At 30.1% G+C, this 18,114-nt stretch carries 16 protein-coding genes; 1 reads left to right on the forward strand and 15 read right to left on the reverse strand.

Annotation, left to right across the window (positions count from 1 at the left end; translation table 11 throughout):
- Window positions 1–479: 479 nt before the first annotated feature.
- The 14 genes from lpdA to ACVHXK_RS01925 all read right to left on the reverse strand — a co-directional run bounded on the left by lpdA (window position 480) and on the right by ACVHXK_RS01925 (window position 15,578).
- Complete coding sequence (lpdA, locus tag ACVHXK_RS01860; RefSeq protein WP_461204648.1) at window positions 480–1,880, reverse strand: dihydrolipoyl dehydrogenase; 1,401 nt, start codon at window positions 1,878–1,880, stop codon at window positions 480–482.
- A gap of 51 nt (window positions 1,881–1,931) precedes the next feature.
- Window positions 1,932–3,239: a dihydrolipoamide acetyltransferase family protein gene (locus ACVHXK_RS01865; protein WP_461204649.1), complete on the reverse strand. Its 1,308-nt coding sequence runs from the start codon at window positions 3,237–3,239 to the stop codon at window positions 1,932–1,934.
- Between the two features lie 37 nt (window positions 3,240–3,276).
- Window positions 3,277–4,563: a TRAP transporter large permease gene (locus tag ACVHXK_RS01870; RefSeq protein ID WP_461204650.1), complete on the reverse strand. Its 1,287-nt coding sequence runs from the start codon at window positions 4,561–4,563 to the stop codon at window positions 3,277–3,279.
- Window positions 4,563–5,033: a TRAP transporter small permease gene (locus ACVHXK_RS01875; protein WP_461204651.1), complete on the reverse strand. Its 471-nt coding sequence runs from the start codon at window positions 5,031–5,033 to the stop codon at window positions 4,563–4,565. Before ACVHXK_RS01875 ends, ACVHXK_RS01870 begins: the two co-directional genes overlap by 1 nt.
- Before the next feature lie 88 nt (window positions 5,034–5,121).
- The gene (locus ACVHXK_RS01880) at window positions 5,122–6,156 is read right to left on the reverse strand and encodes a DctP family TRAP transporter solute-binding subunit (RefSeq protein WP_461204652.1); all 1,035 of its coding nucleotides are present in this window, start codon (window positions 6,154–6,156) and stop codon (window positions 5,122–5,124) included.
- Window positions 6,157–6,183: 27 nt separating this feature from the next.
- Window positions 6,184–6,666, reverse strand: coding sequence for a PPC domain-containing DNA-binding protein (locus ACVHXK_RS01885; RefSeq protein ID WP_461204653.1), 483 nt, complete (start codon window positions 6,664–6,666; stop codon window positions 6,184–6,186).
- Window positions 6,666–7,637, reverse strand: coding sequence for an alpha-ketoacid dehydrogenase subunit beta (locus tag ACVHXK_RS01890; RefSeq protein ID WP_461204654.1), 972 nt, complete (start codon window positions 7,635–7,637; stop codon window positions 6,666–6,668). Before ACVHXK_RS01890 ends, ACVHXK_RS01885 begins: the two co-directional genes overlap by 1 nt.
- Before the next feature lie 12 nt (window positions 7,638–7,649).
- Window positions 7,650–8,615 (reverse strand): thiamine pyrophosphate-dependent dehydrogenase E1 component subunit alpha, encoded by a 966-nt coding sequence (locus tag ACVHXK_RS01895; protein WP_461204655.1) that lies wholly within the window; start codon window positions 8,613–8,615, stop codon window positions 7,650–7,652.
- Between the two features lie 259 nt (window positions 8,616–8,874).
- Window positions 8,875–9,444 (reverse strand): GDSL-type esterase/lipase family protein, encoded by a 570-nt coding sequence (locus ACVHXK_RS01900; RefSeq protein WP_461204656.1) that lies wholly within the window; start codon window positions 9,442–9,444, stop codon window positions 8,875–8,877.
- A gap of 193 nt (window positions 9,445–9,637) precedes the next feature.
- A complete protein-coding gene (locus ACVHXK_RS01905; protein ID WP_461204657.1) occupies window positions 9,638–11,635 on the reverse strand; it encodes a sigma-54-dependent Fis family transcriptional regulator in 1,998 nt (665 codons plus the stop codon).
- Between the two features lie 23 nt (window positions 11,636–11,658).
- Window positions 11,659–12,648: a lipoate--protein ligase gene (locus tag ACVHXK_RS01910; protein WP_461204658.1), complete on the reverse strand. Its 990-nt coding sequence runs from the start codon at window positions 12,646–12,648 to the stop codon at window positions 11,659–11,661.
- A gap of 271 nt (window positions 12,649–12,919) precedes the next feature.
- Complete coding sequence (locus ACVHXK_RS01915) at window positions 12,920–13,792, reverse strand: aldose 1-epimerase family protein (protein WP_461204659.1); 873 nt, start codon at window positions 13,790–13,792, stop codon at window positions 12,920–12,922.
- A gap of 196 nt (window positions 13,793–13,988) precedes the next feature.
- The gene (locus ACVHXK_RS01920) at window positions 13,989–14,792 is read right to left on the reverse strand and encodes a patatin-like phospholipase family protein (RefSeq protein WP_461204660.1); all 804 of its coding nucleotides are present in this window, start codon (window positions 14,790–14,792) and stop codon (window positions 13,989–13,991) included.
- A 78-nt stretch (window positions 14,793–14,870) separates the two neighbouring features.
- Window positions 14,871–15,578 (reverse strand): phosphatase PAP2 family protein, encoded by a 708-nt coding sequence (locus tag ACVHXK_RS01925; protein WP_461204661.1) that lies wholly within the window; start codon window positions 15,576–15,578, stop codon window positions 14,871–14,873.
- 335 nt (window positions 15,579–15,913) lie between these two features.
- On the opposite strand from ACVHXK_RS01925, the gene ACVHXK_RS01930 reads away from it, so the two are divergent.
- Window positions 15,914–16,132: a DUF3892 domain-containing protein gene (locus ACVHXK_RS01930; protein ID WP_461204662.1), complete on the forward strand. Its 219-nt coding sequence runs from the start codon at window positions 15,914–15,916 to the stop codon at window positions 16,130–16,132.
- Window positions 16,133–16,224: 92 nt separating this feature from the next.
- On the opposite strand, the gene ACVHXK_RS01935 is transcribed toward ACVHXK_RS01930, so the two are convergent.
- Entirely contained in the window at window positions 16,225–18,087 is a 1,863-nt protein-coding gene (locus tag ACVHXK_RS01935) for a type IA DNA topoisomerase (RefSeq protein ID WP_461204663.1), read from the reverse strand.
- Window positions 18,088–18,114: the final 27 nt, after the last annotated feature.

Below are 18,114 nucleotides of genomic sequence, written 5' to 3' on the forward strand. Positions count from 1 at the left end.
TTGTAAAGAAAACAAGCCCCCTCGTTAGTAACAAACAAGTCAGTAAGTTATCTCACTAAGAGCACAATTAGCAAGTGAGCCAGCAAGCAATAATTCTTCGCTTCGCTCCGAATCATTTCAATGACCCTCGAAGGTTATTAACAATTATGTAGATATATGTTTAAAGTAGTGGTATTTCACTACTTTTTTTATCACTATTTCTATTTTACCTCTCTAAAAATCTCCTCACTAAAAAGGCGGCAGAGCACTCTCCTGAAAGAAGGGGGGTAATATTTCCGCTGCACCCCATCATTTTTTATTGTATAGGAAAAATAACTTCCTATATAATAAAAAACTCAAATTCCCATGAATTATATTTTACAGATGATTTCAAATTATTTAAGTCTAATTAGATAAAGAAATTTTTGCTGATTCATATAATTTAGAATAAAAAAAAACCCAAGACTGCTTATACTAGCAACCTCAAGGTTTTAAAAAATTTATTTATTAGGGATGTGGATAGCTTGTTTATTTACTGCTAAAGCTGCTTCTTTCATTGCTTCTCCAACAGTTGGATGAGCATGTACAGTAGTTATTAATTCATCTACTGTTGCTTCTAACCTTATTGCAAGGGCTCCTTCTGTAATTAAATCCGTAGCTCTTGGCCCAATCATATGGACACCTAGAACTTCATCATATTTGCTATCTGAAATAATTTTTATCATACAACCTTCTGTTTCATTCATTATTAATGATTTTCCATTAGCCTGCAATGGAAATTTACCCACTTTGTAATTTATACCTTTTTCTTTAACTTGTTCTTCAGTTAATCCAACAGAAGCTATTTCTGGTTTAGTATACACACAAGATGGAACTGTATTATACAATAATTTAGATTCATGTCCCATGATATTTTCTGCTGCAACTACTCCTTGTTCAGAAGCCACATGTGCAAGCATTATTTTACCAGTACAATCACCTATTGCATAAATACCTTTTACGTTAGTTTCCATATTATCATCAATAGAAATAAATCCTCTATTTGTATTAACTCCAACTTCTTCAAGATTTATATTACTAGTAACAGCTCTTCTTCCTACAGAAACTAAAACTTTATCTGAATTTACTAATATTTCTTTTCCTTCTAAAGTATATTTGGTAACAAGCTTATTATTATCCTCATTTATTTCATTTACTTTAGCATTATTTAGTATTGTAACTCCTTTTTTAACAAGAGTTTTTCTAATACTATCACTTATTTCTCTATCTATCATTGGTAATATAGTTGGAAGCATTTCAATAACTGTTACTGTACTTCCAAGACTATTATATAAAGTAGCAAATTCTAAACCTATAACTCCACCACCAATGATAACTAACTCCTCAGGAATTTCTTCTAAACTTAATGCCCCAGTACTATCAATAACACCATCTAGCTTTGCTCCTGGTATTGGAGGAATAAAGCTAACTGACCCTGTTGCAATAATTATACTATCAGCTTCATAGCTTTCTTTTTTCCCATCAGCCAAAATTACATCTATATTATTTTTGTTTTTAAGAGACGCTTCTCCTAGTACAATTTTAACCTTATTAGCCTTTAATAAACCTTTAATTCCGCCCACTAACTTGTCTACTATTTTCTTTTTTCTTGCTTGAAGAACTTGCCAGTTAACTTTGACTTCTCCTTCAACTTCTATACCATACTCCTTAGCTAAATTAAATTCTTCAAATAATTCAGAAGTATGCAATAACACTTTAGTTGGTATACATCCTACATTTAGACAAGTACCACCTATGTGTTCTTTTTCAAAAACTGTTACTTCTGCACCTAACTGCGCCGCTCTTATAGCTGCTACATATCCGCCAGGTCCACCGCCAATTACAGCAACCTTTTTCCTCATAAAACCACCTCACAACTTTCTCATAAATGTCAAAAATTCAGCAGTAACTACTTAAACTAAAAGCATAAATGGATTTTCTAATATCTCTCTAACTCTAGCTAAGAATTTTGCAGCCATAGCTCCATCTATTACTCTATGATCTGCTGTTAAACTTAATTTCATCATAGGTCTTATTACTATTTCTCCATTTATAACTATTGGTTTATCTATCATTCTGTCAATGCCCAGTATTGCTAATTCTGGTTGGTTAATTATTGGAGAGAAAGTATCAACTCCAAACATACCAAGATTAGAAATTGTAAATGTACCACCGCGCATATCACTAGTAGCTAGTTTGTTATTTCTAGCATCATCTATTAACATTTCTGTCCCTTTAGCTATTTGAAGCAATGATTTATTTTGAGCATCTTTTAAATTTGGAACTACAAGCCCTGCTTCAACATCCACAGCTAAACCTATATTTACATTTTTATGAAGAACTATTTCTGTTCCGTCCAAACTAGCATTTATATAAGGGAACTCTGTTAAAGCTGTTGCTATAACTTTCATTAATATATGATTATATGATAGTTTTGATCCTTGTTTAACAAATTCATTTTTAAGTGAATTTCTTAATCTTTTGATTTCTGTCATATCTATTTCGTTATTATAAGTAACTCTTGGTGATGTTGTCCAACTTTCTGACATACGTTTAGCAATTACCTTCCTCATTGAAGATAATGGAACTCTAGTATCTTCGACTAATTCCCCTTTGTTATTATAATTTAGAATATCATCCTTCATTATTCTTCTGTCAGAATTAATACTATTTATATCTATATCTTGTTCTTTAGCCATTTTTGCTGCTGTAGGAGAAATTTTAGCATCCCTTACCTTACTTTCAATAGCTTTTAAGATATCTTTTTCTAAAACTCTTCCTTCAAAACCAGTTCCAGCAACGTGAGCTAATTCAATACCATTTTCTTTTGCTACTTTTTTTGCAAGTGGAGTAGCTCTTATATATCCAGTATTATTTACTATTACTTTACTTTCTTCTTGTACTTCCACTTTTATCTCTGCTTCTATAATTTCTTCTACTTTAGTACCTGCACTTACTCCTAATAAATCGGAAATGTCCTCGTCCTCGTCCCCAATAATTGCAACTGGATCTTTTACAAGTGCCACTACACCTTCTCCAACTAGGATTTTTTTAATGAAACCATCCCTTTCTGCTTCAACCTGATTTGTTATTTTATCAGTTTCAACATCATATATAATTTCACCTTTTTTTACAGGATCACCTTCACTTTTGTACCATTTTGAAATTTCACCATCTGTCATTGTAAGCCCAAGCTTTGGCATAACTATTGTTAAAGCCATTTTATAACCTCCTTTGTCTACACGAAGTCTATTTTTTTTACTTAACTCCCATAATATTAGGAAGCCATAATGTTATTTGTGGGAAATATGTTATTAACATTAAAACAATTAACGAAGCCAATAAGAATGGTAAAACAGCCTTCGATATTTTTTTCAAATCTATTTTAGCAATAGGTGCCGCGACATATAAATTAACTCCAACAGGAGGTGTAACTTGTCCGATAGCAAGGTTTACAGTCATCATAACACCAAATGCCACTGGGTCGTATCCTAACGCCATTGCAACTGGTAATAATATTGGAATAAATAAATAGAATGCTGATATTGCATCTATAAAACATCCTGCTATAAGTAGCATAATATTTACTAAAAGAAGGAATATTATTTTGTTACCAGCAGAAATACTTAATATAGCTGTTCCTGCCATCTCAGCAATACCTTCTGTTGTAATGAGCCATGCAAAAACACTAGCATTTGCAATAATAAATAATACTACTGCTGATTGAACTGACGATTCAACTAGCAACTTAAAGAAGTCATCAAATTTAATCTGTTTGTATATAAATATTCCAACTAATATTCCATATACTGCTGAAACAGCAGCTGCTTCTGTTGGTGTAAATACACCACCATATATTCCACCTAATATAATTACAGGCATACACAATCCCCAAAAGGCATCTTTGAATGCAATCCAAACTTCTTTTCTTGGAGCTTTTTCTTTTTGTACAATATTCATTTTCTTAGTAACAATATTTGATGCAATAATTAATCCTATACCTATAAGTAGACCTGGAATAATACCAGCTATGAATAATCTACCAATTGATACTTCAGCTATAGCACCATAAACAACAAAGGCAATACTTGGAGGAATAATAATTCCTATAGCTCCTGATGTCGCAAGTAGGGCTGCTGACATTCCATCTTCATATCCACCTTTAATCATAGCAGGTATTAGAATTGCTCCAAGAGCTGCTACTGTAGCTGGACCTGAACCTGATATTGCGGCAAAGAAACAAGAAGTTACTACTGCAACAATAGCTAGTCCGGATCTTTTGTGTCCAACTGCTTTATCTGCCAAATTAATTAATCTATGTGATATCCCAGCTTTCTCCATAACATTACCTGCTAATATGAAGAAAGGAATAGCAAGCAGTGTGAATTTACCTGTTGCAGAATATACTTGCATAGGAAGCATACCCATAAAAGTACCATTGGCTAGCATTGCACTTAAGCTTGCGAGTCCAAGTGATAATGCAATTGGAACATTAAGAAATAATAAAACTACAAACGTTAGAAATAAAATAGCTGGTATAGACATTAGTTATCCTCCTTTTTCATGAAATTTATGATTCCATACTGAACGAATCTAACTAATATAAAAAACGCACCTATTGGAATACTCATACCAAAAATCCATTGTGGCCATCCAAGAGCCGGAGTAAGTTGATTATATGCTTTTTCATTCATTGCAACAGCAAATCCTTCTTTTAATAAGAAGCCGCAGAAAACTACTGCACAAAGAGCCGTAAATAGATGTATATATTTTTGATACTTCTTTGGTATAAAATCTGTAAAAATACTTAATCCTAAATGAGAACCTCTTTTTGCTGCAATTGCAGCTCCTAGTAAACTTGAAAGTATAAAAAGATTTGTAGTAATTTCTTCTGTAAAGGCCCAAGATGCATGGAAAACCTTTCTTGATAATACATTTGCGAATGCTATAACCGTCATTGTAAACAGACTACCCGCTACTAAATATTCTTCTATGTTGTTTAAAAACTTTTTCATACATCCACTCCCTATTTTTGTATGATTTTCAAAACGAAAGCCCTGAGGCTAGTTTTTCTAACCCTGTACCTCAGGACTAATTTATATTTTATTGGAAAGCTTTTAATAAATCTGAACCAACTATTGGTTCATATTCATCATATATTGGCTGTACTAATTCTTTAAATACGCTAACTTCTTCTTCTGTCAATTCTGATACTTCCATACCATTTTCAGCGAAGAACTCAACTTGCTCTTCTCCATTTGATCTGTTTAACTCTCTTTGATATTCACAAGCTTCATCGGCTGCTTCTTTTATAGCAGTTTGAGCTGCTTCATCAAGTGAATTGAATTTATCTTGATTCATTCCAAGTATTAAAGCATCATAAGAATAATTCCATAATGAAATATACTCTTGTACTTCATATAATTTTGCAGAATAAATAACATCAGTAGGATTTTCTTGTCCGTCAATAGCTTTTTGTTGAAGAGAAGTAAATACTTCTGAGAAATTCATTGCAGTTGGGTCAGCACCTAAAGCTTGGAATAATGATATATACATTTTGATACCAGGAATTCTTATTTTTAATCCTGCAATATCGTCTGGTGAAGTTATTGCTTGTTTACTGTTAGTAATTTGTCTGAATCCATTTTCACCAAATCCTAATCCAACAATATTACTTTCAAGAAGCAAATCATTAATCATTGTTCCACCATCACCACTTAATTTAGCGTCAGCTGTTTCAAAATCTGGGAACAACCATGGCAAACTAATAACACCATACTTTTCATCCATAACAGAATATATAATATTTGAGTGGAAACTTAAATCAATTGCCCCATCTCTAAGCATTTCAACACCTTTACTTTGATTACCACCAGATAATTGTTCATTTGGGTAAACCTTTACAGTAACTCTTCCATCAGTCTTTTCACTAACTAGTTCAGCAAACTTCTCTGCACCTTTTGTCCAAGTTGAAGAATCAGATGTAGTAACACTCATTTTCAATGATACATCTTCCAATTGAGTTTCACCATTATTTGCATTTGAATTTGCAACATTATCATTATTTCCACCGCACCCAGTAAATACAGCTCCAACCAAAACTACAGAACATAAAATCGATACAAATTTCTTTAACATATAATTTCCCCCCGTAAAAAAATTTTTTTATAGAAAATTAAATACTGAAAATCCTGTTTCCTCATCATATTTTCTTACTAAATTAGCATTAGCTAATTCTACTATTGTAACTTCAACAGTTGCTAAGACTAAGCTTTCTTCTTTCATGATGTGTCCACCATAAATTTTCATGTATTTATCACTAACAATTCCATGCATATGAACATCAAATTCTTCCTTATCATCTACCCCTATAGTACCTTGACAAGATACAAGTTCTAGAGGTCCTTCAATGATAAATGGTTCAGTATACTTAATTCCTATTTTGCCTGTTGAACTTGGTATTGCATAAACCAAACATAATTGAGATAGACTTCCAACCATCGATACTATAGTTCCATATTTAATACTATGTTTTGTACAAATTTCTTTAATACCACTTATTATATCTACTCCTGGAAGTAATCTAGCTGAAATAATTCTTCCAGAATTAGTCTCATTTGATTGAATTCTTATCAATTTAGCATCCATTAAAACATTCCTTTTATACCAGTTACTAAATCTTGAGCTTTTATTCTGTATTCGTTTTCTAAAGTTGGTGCAAATGGAACTGGTACAAAAGGAGCTCCAAATCTTAAAACTGGTGCATCAAGATAATCTAAGCCTTCTTCAGCTACAATAGCAGATATTTCAGCTCCAACTCCACCTTGTCTAACAGCTTCATGAGCTATAGCTAGTCTATGTGTTTTCTTTATTGATTCTAGAATACACTCTTTATCTAGTGGAGATATTGTTCTTAAATCAATTACTTCTACACTTATACCATCTTTTTCTAATAACTCTGCTGCTTTTAGTGCTGTTTGCATCATTATTGAATAAGATACTATAGTTACATCTGTTCCTTCTTTTACAACTTTTGCTTTTCCAATTGGAACAATATATTCACCATCAGGTACTGGTCCTTTTTGTCTATATATTACTTTGTTCTCAAAATAAATAACTGGATTATCATCTCTAATAGCTGATTTTAATAGTCCTTTTGCATCTGCTGGATTTGAAGGTGCAACCACCTTTAATCCTGGAATATGTAAGAACCAAGCCTCTACAGACTGTGAATGTTGTGCAGCTCCTTGAATTGAAAGTCCATCTGGTGCTCTAACAACTACTGGTACAGTAGTTTGTCCACCAAACATATATCTTATTTTAGCCATTTGATTGAATAATTCATCCATAGCTACACCTACAAAATCTGCAAAGTGCATATCTGCTACTGGTCTCATTCCTGCAAGAGAAGCTCCTACTGCTGCTCCAATAATTGCTGTTTCAGTAATTGGAGTATCAATAACTCTTTCAGTACCGAATTTATCTGGCAATCCTCTGAATTGTCCGAATATACCACCTTGTCTAGCTATATCCTCTCCCATAACAAATACTTTATCGTCTCTATTCATTTCTTCTTCCATAGCTTCTAATGTTGCTTGTGAAAATGTAATTTCTCTCATTTATTCCACCTCCTACACGTATAAATCTTCAAACAATTCTGATGGATCTGGATAAGGACTATCCATAGCGAATTGAATTGAATCTTCTATCATTTTTTTAACTTCTTCTTCTATGCTATCCATTTCTTTTCTAGTCATTAAGTTTTCTTGTAAAGCTAATTTCTCAAAATTCTTTATTGGATCATCATTATTAAATCTTTCTTGCACTTCTTCTCTAGTTCTATATTTTTCAGGATCTCCTACGAAGTGTCCTTTAATTCTATATGTTTTACATTCTATAAGTGTTGGTCCACCACCTTCTTTAGCTCTCTCTACAGCTTCTTTAGTAGCATCATAAACTTCATATACATTATTACCATCTACGATTTTACCAGGCATTCCATATCCCACTGCTCTATCTGCTACATTTTCAACAGAAGTTGTTGTTCTATATGGAGTTGTTGAAGCCCATTGATTATTTTCACATACAAATATAACAGGTAATTTCCAAACTGCTGCCATGTTTGCTGCCTCATGGAAAGTTCCTCTATTTGATGCACCATCACCAAAGAATACAACTGAAACATTCTTTTTCTTTTGCATTTTAATTGCTAAAGCTGCTCCTGTTGCTAAATTATAACCACCACCAACTATACCGTTTGCACCTAGCATACCTACGCTAAAATCAGCTATATGCATTGAGCCACCCTTACCTTTGCAAAAGCCTGTCTCTCTACCAAATATTTCTGCCATCATTTTGTTCATATCTGCGCCTTTAGCAATTGTATGTCCATGACCTCTATGAGTACTTTGTATATAGTCATCCACCCCAAGATTAGCACATACACCAGTAGCAATAGCTTCTTCACCTATATATAAGTGAACAAATCCTGGTATTTTACCGTCTAAAAAAAATCTTTCAATAGTTTCTTCAAACCTTCTAATTTTAACCATTGTTTTATAAAAATCAGTAGCTTGGTTTTTTGTAAATTCAGACACGTCCTGACACCCCCTGGTCTTATTTTAATATTTCTTTCGACAATATATATAGCAATATAGGTGCCAAGTTTTAATTTTTTCAAATTTTCTGAATAATCATGCTTGATAATACTTTCTGAATCGGCTCTATGTCTACGTTTACATTCTAAGAATATTTTTCCTATCTATCTTTCATTTGCTAGCATTGAATATTGTTACATTTGAACATGTGCAAAAATCATACATTATCATCGCTCATTTTTTTAGCACTGCCAAATTTTTAATCATTAAAATTAATTACTGATGCCATAAGTTTATTTCCAGCAACTGAAGGATGAACTCCGTCACTATAATACACTTCTGCATTTCCTTTTTCTATTTCATCCCTAAAATACGAATAAAAATCTATAACTCTAAAATTAGTATCTTTTGAAAATAGAAGTAGCCACTCTCTTAATTCTGCAATTCTATCATTTACTACTGAAAAATCATCGCACATTGACCAATTTTTATGTGCCTCTTCTGGAATAACAGGAATGGAAATCCCTATTATAGGAAATATATTATTTGCAAATGAATGATATATAGCCGTAGCTATATTAGCTTTAACCACTTCTATGGGTACTTTCCATATAAAATCATTTGTCGCCACCATTATTAAAGCATGTGACGGATTATATTTAATTACATCATCTTTAAATCTTGATAATACCCCTGCCGATGTATCCCCTGCAATCCCTTTATTTACTACATCAATATCTAGCTTTTCGTCCAAAATACTTGTCCAAAGATATTTTCTATTTAATTTATATCCCGATGTTAAACTATCTCCAATACACACAATTCTCATACTCAATCCCCATTCTCTTCTAATTTTTCAAATAAAACTGTTAAATAATTAACCAATCAATAAAATTTAAAATAAAGGAATAAACACTATTAATTTTTAAGTGCTAAAAATTTGAGCACAATGATTGTCCAAATTTTTAGCACTGTTTATTTTTTGAGCAACTAAGCTTTAATGCTACATATCAGGAGTGTATCTAATTTAATTCCAAACTATATTTCTTAGCTTTATTATAAAGTGTATTTCTTGTAATATTTAAAGCCTTTGCAGCTTTAGTAACATTCCCACTCTTTATTCGAATGGCTTTTTTTATTGCTTCTATTTCTAATTCCTCAATTGTTTTAATATGTTCAGTTTCAATACTATCAATTTCTTCATTTACAGCCTCATTATAATTAAATAATGTCTTTCTATTTTCTTTTATATAAATAGGTAAATCACATTTCTCTATTCTTTTTGTTAAACATACATTAACTGCTCTTTCAATAGCATTTTCTAATTCTCTAATATTACCTGGCCATTGATATTCTAAAAGGCATTGTAGTGCCTCATCTGAAATATCGGTAATATCCTTGTTTAGCTTATCATTAATTTTACTAATAAAATAATAAACTAATTGCTTAATATCACCAGTTCTTTTTCTTAATGGGGGCAATTCAATATTTAAAACATTTAACCTATAAAATAAATCTCTTCTAAAATTCCCCTCATTACTTTCTTTTAAAAGATCCTTATTTGTAGCACTAATTATCCTCACATCTATGTCAATAAAGTCTGTACCACCAATTCTAGTTATTTGGTTTTCTTGAATAACTCTTAAAAGCTTAGCCTGCATATGTAGCGGCATTTCGCCAATTTCATCTAAAAAAATTGTTCCACCATCCGCTAATTCAAACTTACCAGGTCTACCATTTTTTGAGGCTCCAGTAAAAGCACCTTCCTCATAACCAAAAAGTTCACTTTCAATAAGTTCGGATGGAATAGCCGCACAGTTTATAGATATAAAACTTTCATTACATCTAGTGCTAGCATTATGAATTGATTGAACTAATAATTCTTTACCCGTTCCACTTTCACCATTAACCAAAATATTTGAAGAACTTTTCGAGGCAATTTTTGCGATTCTTATAGCTTCTTTTAACTGAATGCTATTACCTACTATATCATCAAAGGAAAATTTAGCATAAGCGCCTACCATTCTATTTACTAAATTATGTACCTTTTTTATTTTTTTGAAAGTTTCAACAACACTTATTAATTCTCCGTTTTCATTTCTAACTACAACAGCTGTCTTAATAAAATGAAGTCTTTGTCCATATTTAGTTTTTATAGTAAACTCTTTATCTATATAACCTTTTTGAGTTTTCAAAACATTAAGTATTACTGCGTCAAAATTTAACAATTGTGATATGTGTTTTCCTATAGCTTTACCTCTGTCAATTCCCAAAATTTCTGCTCCTCTAACATTAATGAAAGTTAGAATTCCTTTATTATCTATTGTTAACATTCCTTCTGGCACAGATTTAATAATTGCATCCTGAAACTTGTTTTTTAATCTTAAATCTGAATTAACTTTTTCCACTTCTAGTTTTGTTTGAATAGCCCTAACCGCTGCAACTACCATTCCTAATGTATGTAATTGAATATTGTCGGCATAACCACTGACATTTAATACACCAACGAGATTATCTTCAAATAAAATTGGTGCTGCAGAGCATGTCCAATCTTTGTGCGTATAACAATAATGCTGATCCCCTGTCATCTGAATTGGATGTCTTTCTCTTATGCAAGTATTTATTGCTGTATTACCTACATTTTTTTCATGCCAAACTGCCCCTCTAACAAAATTTAACTTTTTAGCTGAATCTTTTAAAATATTTAGATCTCCGATGACCTCTAATATTCTAAATTTACTATCTGTTAGAACTACAACAAATCCAGACCCTTTTACAAAAGAATACAAATCGCCCATAAACGGGTATGAAAAATTAATTAGTTCTTCATTTTCAGCTAATATTTCTTCCAATCTTTCTCCCTCATATTTTTCCAAACATTTACCACTATCGGGATTAACCTCAAGTTCGATACATCTTTTCCATCCTCTTTTCACAAAATCTTCTTTAGTATCTATACCTCTATCTTGAAGCATTTTACCAATAACTTCGTTATAATCCAAAGTAGTTAAATTAACCATTTAAAGCCCCCCCATTCAAGTTTCTATTCAAACATACAAGCTATAAAATCGTCTAAAGCCATATGAAGTATATAGTTACTCAAATCAATATGGTCTAATTTCAGAAGAATATCTTCTTTCATAAATTTAGTATCAATTAAAATTTCTTCTAACTCATTAATGTCTTTATTACCAAAAAAATCTCCAAATATTCTGACTTTTTTTATGTAACCATCTCTAACATCTACATTAAATTCAACCGTTCCCGCAGTACATCTTTTTATATTTTTATAATTAAATATTGGTGAAAATCCATAATTCCATTCCCATGTACTATATTTACTCTCATATAATTCCTTAATATTTTCTAAATCGTAAGCAGATAAAACTAATTCTTTCTTCTCTTCCTTTTCTTGAATAAATAATTGATTTATTAATTCCTCTTCGAACTCTTCAATGCTAAAATCATAATTTAAATATGGTCTTATATTTGTCACTCTACTTCTTACTGATTTAACTCCTTTTGACTCAAATTTCTCCTTTTTAACTTTCAATGCTTTACTTAATACACTTAAATCCGAATCAATTAACATAGTTCCATGATGGAGTACTTTGTTTTTATATATAGACTGAGAATTACCTGATATTTTTTTCGAATCCACTGTAATATCATTTCTACCGCTAAGTTCAGCTTTAACCCCAAATTTTTCTAATGCACTAACAATAGGTGAAGCATATTTTTTTAAATCTAATTCTTCAATATTATCAACTTTTTTAATAAAAGTAAAATTTAGATTTCCAAGGTCATGATAAACTGCTCCACCACCAGTTATTCTTCTTACAACTTTTATATCGTTTGCATTGATATACTCTTCATTAATTTCTTCTAATGTATTTTGATTTTTCCCTATAACAACAGTAGGGCTATTCTTCCACAAGAAAACGATTTCATCTTCTTCCAATTTCTTAAAACAATATTCTTCAAATGCTAGGTTATAATAAGGATTATTGCTACGATTAATAATATATTTCATATTTATCACCCCTTCTTTATACTATATAAATATTAAAGCAAATTTTATGCCAAATTTACTTTAATATTTATTTCAAGATAATATATACTTATTGTGAGATTCTTTTCACAGTATGTTTGACTAAACCAATTTAATCTCCATTTGTTATAATACAACAACATTATAATACAAACAGTATATTATATCAAATTATTAAGATTATTAAACTTTTCTCAAAATTATTACAATATTTTCCCAAGTGTGATTTTCCTTATTTAGCTATAAATTCTCATTACTTTATTTGAAATGAATAATTACATTCAAATATTTCATTCTGCAGTACTTCAATGATACCTTGCTTATCTTTAAAATCGCCTTCATAACCCTTTAAATCAGCAATACCATACCAAGGTTCAATACAAATAAAAGAGGCACCATCTTCTTTAGACCATATGCCCAAATAAGGAAAGCCTTCATAATCTACCATGATATATCTATCATTTTTGTAGCTCTTTAGAGTTATTCTTGAAGATTTTAGGTTTTCAAAAATCAAGGCTCCATCTTCTAATAATTTTTGAGATAATTGTAATATTTTCTGTTCCTTTAAAAATGGGATTTTCTCTCCTACAATATAACCTTCTTCAAAAGGATATATCCCTTCATTTTCTATTTCACTAAACTCTAAATAATAATCACTAAATTTTTCATCAGATAATAATGGACAATTAAAAGCAGGATGGGCCCCAACAGAAAAGTAAATTGCCCCATTATCTTTGTTTTCTACTTTATAACTTATCTTAAGTCCTTCATCCAACAATTCATATCTAATATATAATTTAAATTTGTATGGATATTTTTCTATTGTTTCTTCATTACTGCTCAATGAATATTCTACATATTGCTCTCCACTATCCTCTAATTTAAATTCCATATCCCTAGCAAATCCATGCTGTGGCAGTTCGTACTCCAGTCCATTTATTTTGTATCTGTCATTATTTACTTTACCTACAATAGGAAATAACACAGGTGCATGCCTTTTCCAATATAATGGATCACCCGACCATATGTATTGCAAATTATCTTTTACAGTTTTTAAACTAATTAATTCTGCCCCCTTACTATCAATAATTACTTTTAAATATGGATTCTTCATTTCATATACCATATAGTATTCCTCCTATATTTTTTAATATATAAACTTTAAGTTTATGTTATTATCAATATTATATCAATATAATTCAATTGATGTAATAAATTCACCTAGTCAACTAAAAAAGCCAACAAGATTGCCGGCTTTTTAATTGGGTATTTCATTAAAATTACTTAATTACTGAGCTATTTCATTTGACTTTGATACAGATTTAAAATTTATTTATACACTTATTTAATACAAACATTGCATCCTTATACCCAAGATTAATTCTCCTTATAGACCCTTTATTAGTAAAATCAAAAGTCCCTGAGAAAAATCCACCTAAATTCTTACTTGGAATTATTTCTATTATTTCTTTTCCTTTATATTCTTCTTTATTTATTTTACTTTCATTATTTAAATACACCACGATAATTCTTTGACACCCTTCTTTTATTAGAGGCATTATCGGTGTGTTATCTACAAGACCACCATCATAATATTTTTGTCCATTTATTTCAACTTCATCAAATATACCTGGTATAGAACATGATGCCAGAATAATTTCATCCATCAATCCTTTATCATAATCTTTTAATTTAAAATATTCAGCTTGCATAGATATCATATTTACAACACATACATAAAAATTAATATCTGATTTTAAAATAGTCTCTTTATCTATATATTCCTTTATTATAAGTTTTAAACCTACCTCGCTTATCAGTCCTCTATTATCATAATAACAATTCTTTTTATCTTTAATAAATAGCTTCTGAAGAAAACAACCTGATAACTTATTAATAATATCATTAACGCTTATAACTATAATATCATTTGATTGAATATTTTCCCAGAAACTTATAGCTTTCTGTAGATTTCCTTGAGTATAAAAAATACCATTAAGTGCTCCAATTGATGATCCCGAAACCACTTCTGCTTTTATACCTAGCTCATTCATTGCCTTCCAAACACCAATTTCATATCCACCTTTCCCACCACCACCAGAAAAAACCAACCCTGTTTTAATCATAAAAATTACCTCAAAAAATTGCTCTATTAATTCTATGCAATCATTTGAGGCAATATTAATTCTCTTTAAAAATATATACTAACTAGCTCTTTTATTACTTTGAATACTTTGTGAATTTCTCTTAGTAGATATGAGTCTAACAAATGAATTAATAATATCTAACTTATATATTAATAAATATAATACTACGCTTACTATCATTCCAGCAAAAACATCCAAAATAGAATGTTGTTTTACCATCATAGTTGATAAAATAATCAAAATCATTGATATAAATGAACCAATTCTTACCCAATTTATTTCCGATAATGCCTCATCATTTTTTATTGCTACATAAACTGCAAGCGTATTAATAACATGCATACTAGGAGCTGAATTTGTAGGCTTGTCTCCATTGTAAATACCTTGTACTACCCTAGAAAAAATATCATTTTCTTGAATAATAGGCCTTAAATTTTGTCCATTTGGGAATATTGCATAAATAATAAAACTAAACGTCATTCCAGCAAACATAAAAATTGCTAAATTATAAAAATTGTTCTTATTTTTAAACCCTAAGTATATCAATGTAACTGCAATATAAATATACCAGTATAAGTATGGTATAATCATTTCTTTTACAAAGGGTATATAATCATCTAAATATGAATACATAAAATGTTCTGGAACTATCTCTCTATTAAAAGTTTTATAAAGTAACAAAATAAAACAATAATAGCTAAGTATATAAAAATGCTTGTAATTATTATTTAATTGCTTAATAGCCTTTATTATCATAAAATACATCAACCACCCTTCATTATAATATTTTACCATTTAAATTTATAGATATATTTACAAAATAGTTAAAAACATTAATTACTTTTCTCTCTTAATAACTTTAAAAATATAGTATCAAATAAATCTTATTAATTACTAGATGAAAATCTTAAGCTTTTCTTAATATTTTAGAATTTCTTTTGCTAAATAACATATTTTCTAATAAATATTCTGGACCAAGTATTTATCCAATAATTTCATTAAATATTTATAGTTATAATACCTAATACTACTTATATTAAATCTAAAAAATCACATATTTTTATTGCATTAAATTAGGTTGAATTAAGGAGGAGTTTTTTTTGAAAATTATCAAAGTTAGAAAAAATCAAGATGGGGATATTACTAATGTAATGAATACTAATGAAGAAATTTTGTCTTTAAATAAGATAGTAGCTCTTGCTAAAATTGGTCAGGTAGAATCAGTGAGAGTAGAAAAAAACGAGAATGGTGTTGAAACTATTGTATCTACAGAAAAATGCGAACCAAAAGACATTTTAGACAACTTACCACAGTTTTAAATTAGCAAATAGTCTTTATTTTAACAAAACAGAAGATTTTTAGTTTTCTAAAATATCTTCTGTTTTACACTTACCATATTATTTTTTGTTTGTCATTTCGTTTTATTCTGGCTTTGTATCTCTCTAGTATCACAAATTATATCATTTCTACCTCTTTTTATCCTATTGACACCATTATTAGTAAAGTTATAAATATCCTTAAGAAAATCAATTTTCTTAAAATTGCCTTTTTCTATATCATATAGTTTCTTTTCAAGCCTTCCTGTATAATCCGAATCTAATAGTTCTTTTATAGGGAAAATTTGAACAAGTTTTATTCCTTTCTCAGTTACAATCAAAGATTTACCCTTTGCTTCAATATACCCAGCATATTTTAATTTACTAATGGTATCCGCTCTAGTTGCTGCTGTTCCTATGGAATATCCATATAGTATATCCGTTTCTTCTTCATCATTATTTTTGCCTTTGCCACAGGTCTCCATTGTTTTTAAAAGAGTCTTTTCAGTATGATGCGCAGGTGGTTTACTCTTTTTCGATACCATTTTAAGTTCTTTCATTTTTACTATATCATTTTTTTCCACTGGTGGTAATAATTCATCTTTTTTATCATCATCATATAGTTTAAGCCAGCCTTTAACCTTTAAGATTTTACCTTTTGTAACGAATAACCTATCATAATTATCACCTTTTACCGTTGTTATTATCTTTGTATTCTCATATTTAGAAGACGGCATAAATTCTGATATAAATCTATTCTTTATTGCATCATATACATTCTGCTCATCTTTTGATAAATTCTTTGGAATAATATACGTTGGTATAATAGCACTATGACCTTCTACTTTTTTATTATTAAAAACTTTTTTAGAATCACTAAATACTATTTCATCTTTAAATGGTAAGTCCTTTTTTAATATATTTAACACTTTTTCAGCTTTTTCTTTCAAGCTTTCTTCTAATGCTGTACTTTCAGTCCTAGGATACGTGATAAACTTTTTTTCATACAAACTTTGAGCTACCTGAAGTACTTTATTTGATGTCCATCCTTTATATTTACTTGTAATAAATCCTTGCAAATTGCTTAAATTAAATAAGCTAGGAGGATTAACGTATTTTATTTCAACTTCTTTTTCAGAAATCATTCCATCTTTACCTTGTATTTCGTCTTTAAGTTTTTTTACGCTTTCTTTATTTTCAAATTTCTCTTTTTTGCCATGAAAAAATTTAGCACTATACTCTCCTTTTTCATTTTCAAAAACAGCGTTTAGTTCGAAAAATTCTTCTACCTTAAAGTTATTAATTTGCATATCTCTATCATATATCATCTTTAAAGTTGGCATCAAAACTCTTCCGATATTAAGCAAATTACCCTTACCTCTAGAATACTTCATCGTAGCCATTGACGTAAAATTAATACCTATTACCCAATCTGCTAATTGTCTACTAATTCCAGCATCTTGTAGATTTTTCATTTCCTCATCTTTTTTAAGATTTGCAAGTCCCTTTTTTATTTCAGTAGGAGTCCACTCATTTATTAAAATTCTATAAATAGGTTTGCTAGGCTTAAGATAGTTAAATATAAGCAAAGCTATAAGCTCCCCTTCTCTATCAAAATCCGTTGCAGATATTATTTCTGTAACATCTTCTCTATCTAAAAGATTTTTAATAACTTCTAACTGCTGTTTCGCTCCCTCATCTATAACATTTCTATTTTTTCCATCATTTTTTATTTTATATTGAAATTTTTCAGGTATATACGGAAAGTTTTCAAACCTCCACAAGGCTAAATTAGGATCATAGTCTTTACAATCACATAAAGTAAGCAGATGACCAAATGCCCATGTAATTACATAGTCTTTTCCTTCTAAATATCCTCTTTTTTTAGTTTTACAGCCTAGTGCTTCAGCTAAGTTCCTCGCAACAGAAGGCTTCTCTGCTAAAATTAATCTGCTCAATTTTATCATCCTCACGAATTTAATTAA

Source organism: Clostridium sp. DL1XJH146, from assembly GCF_054819755.1.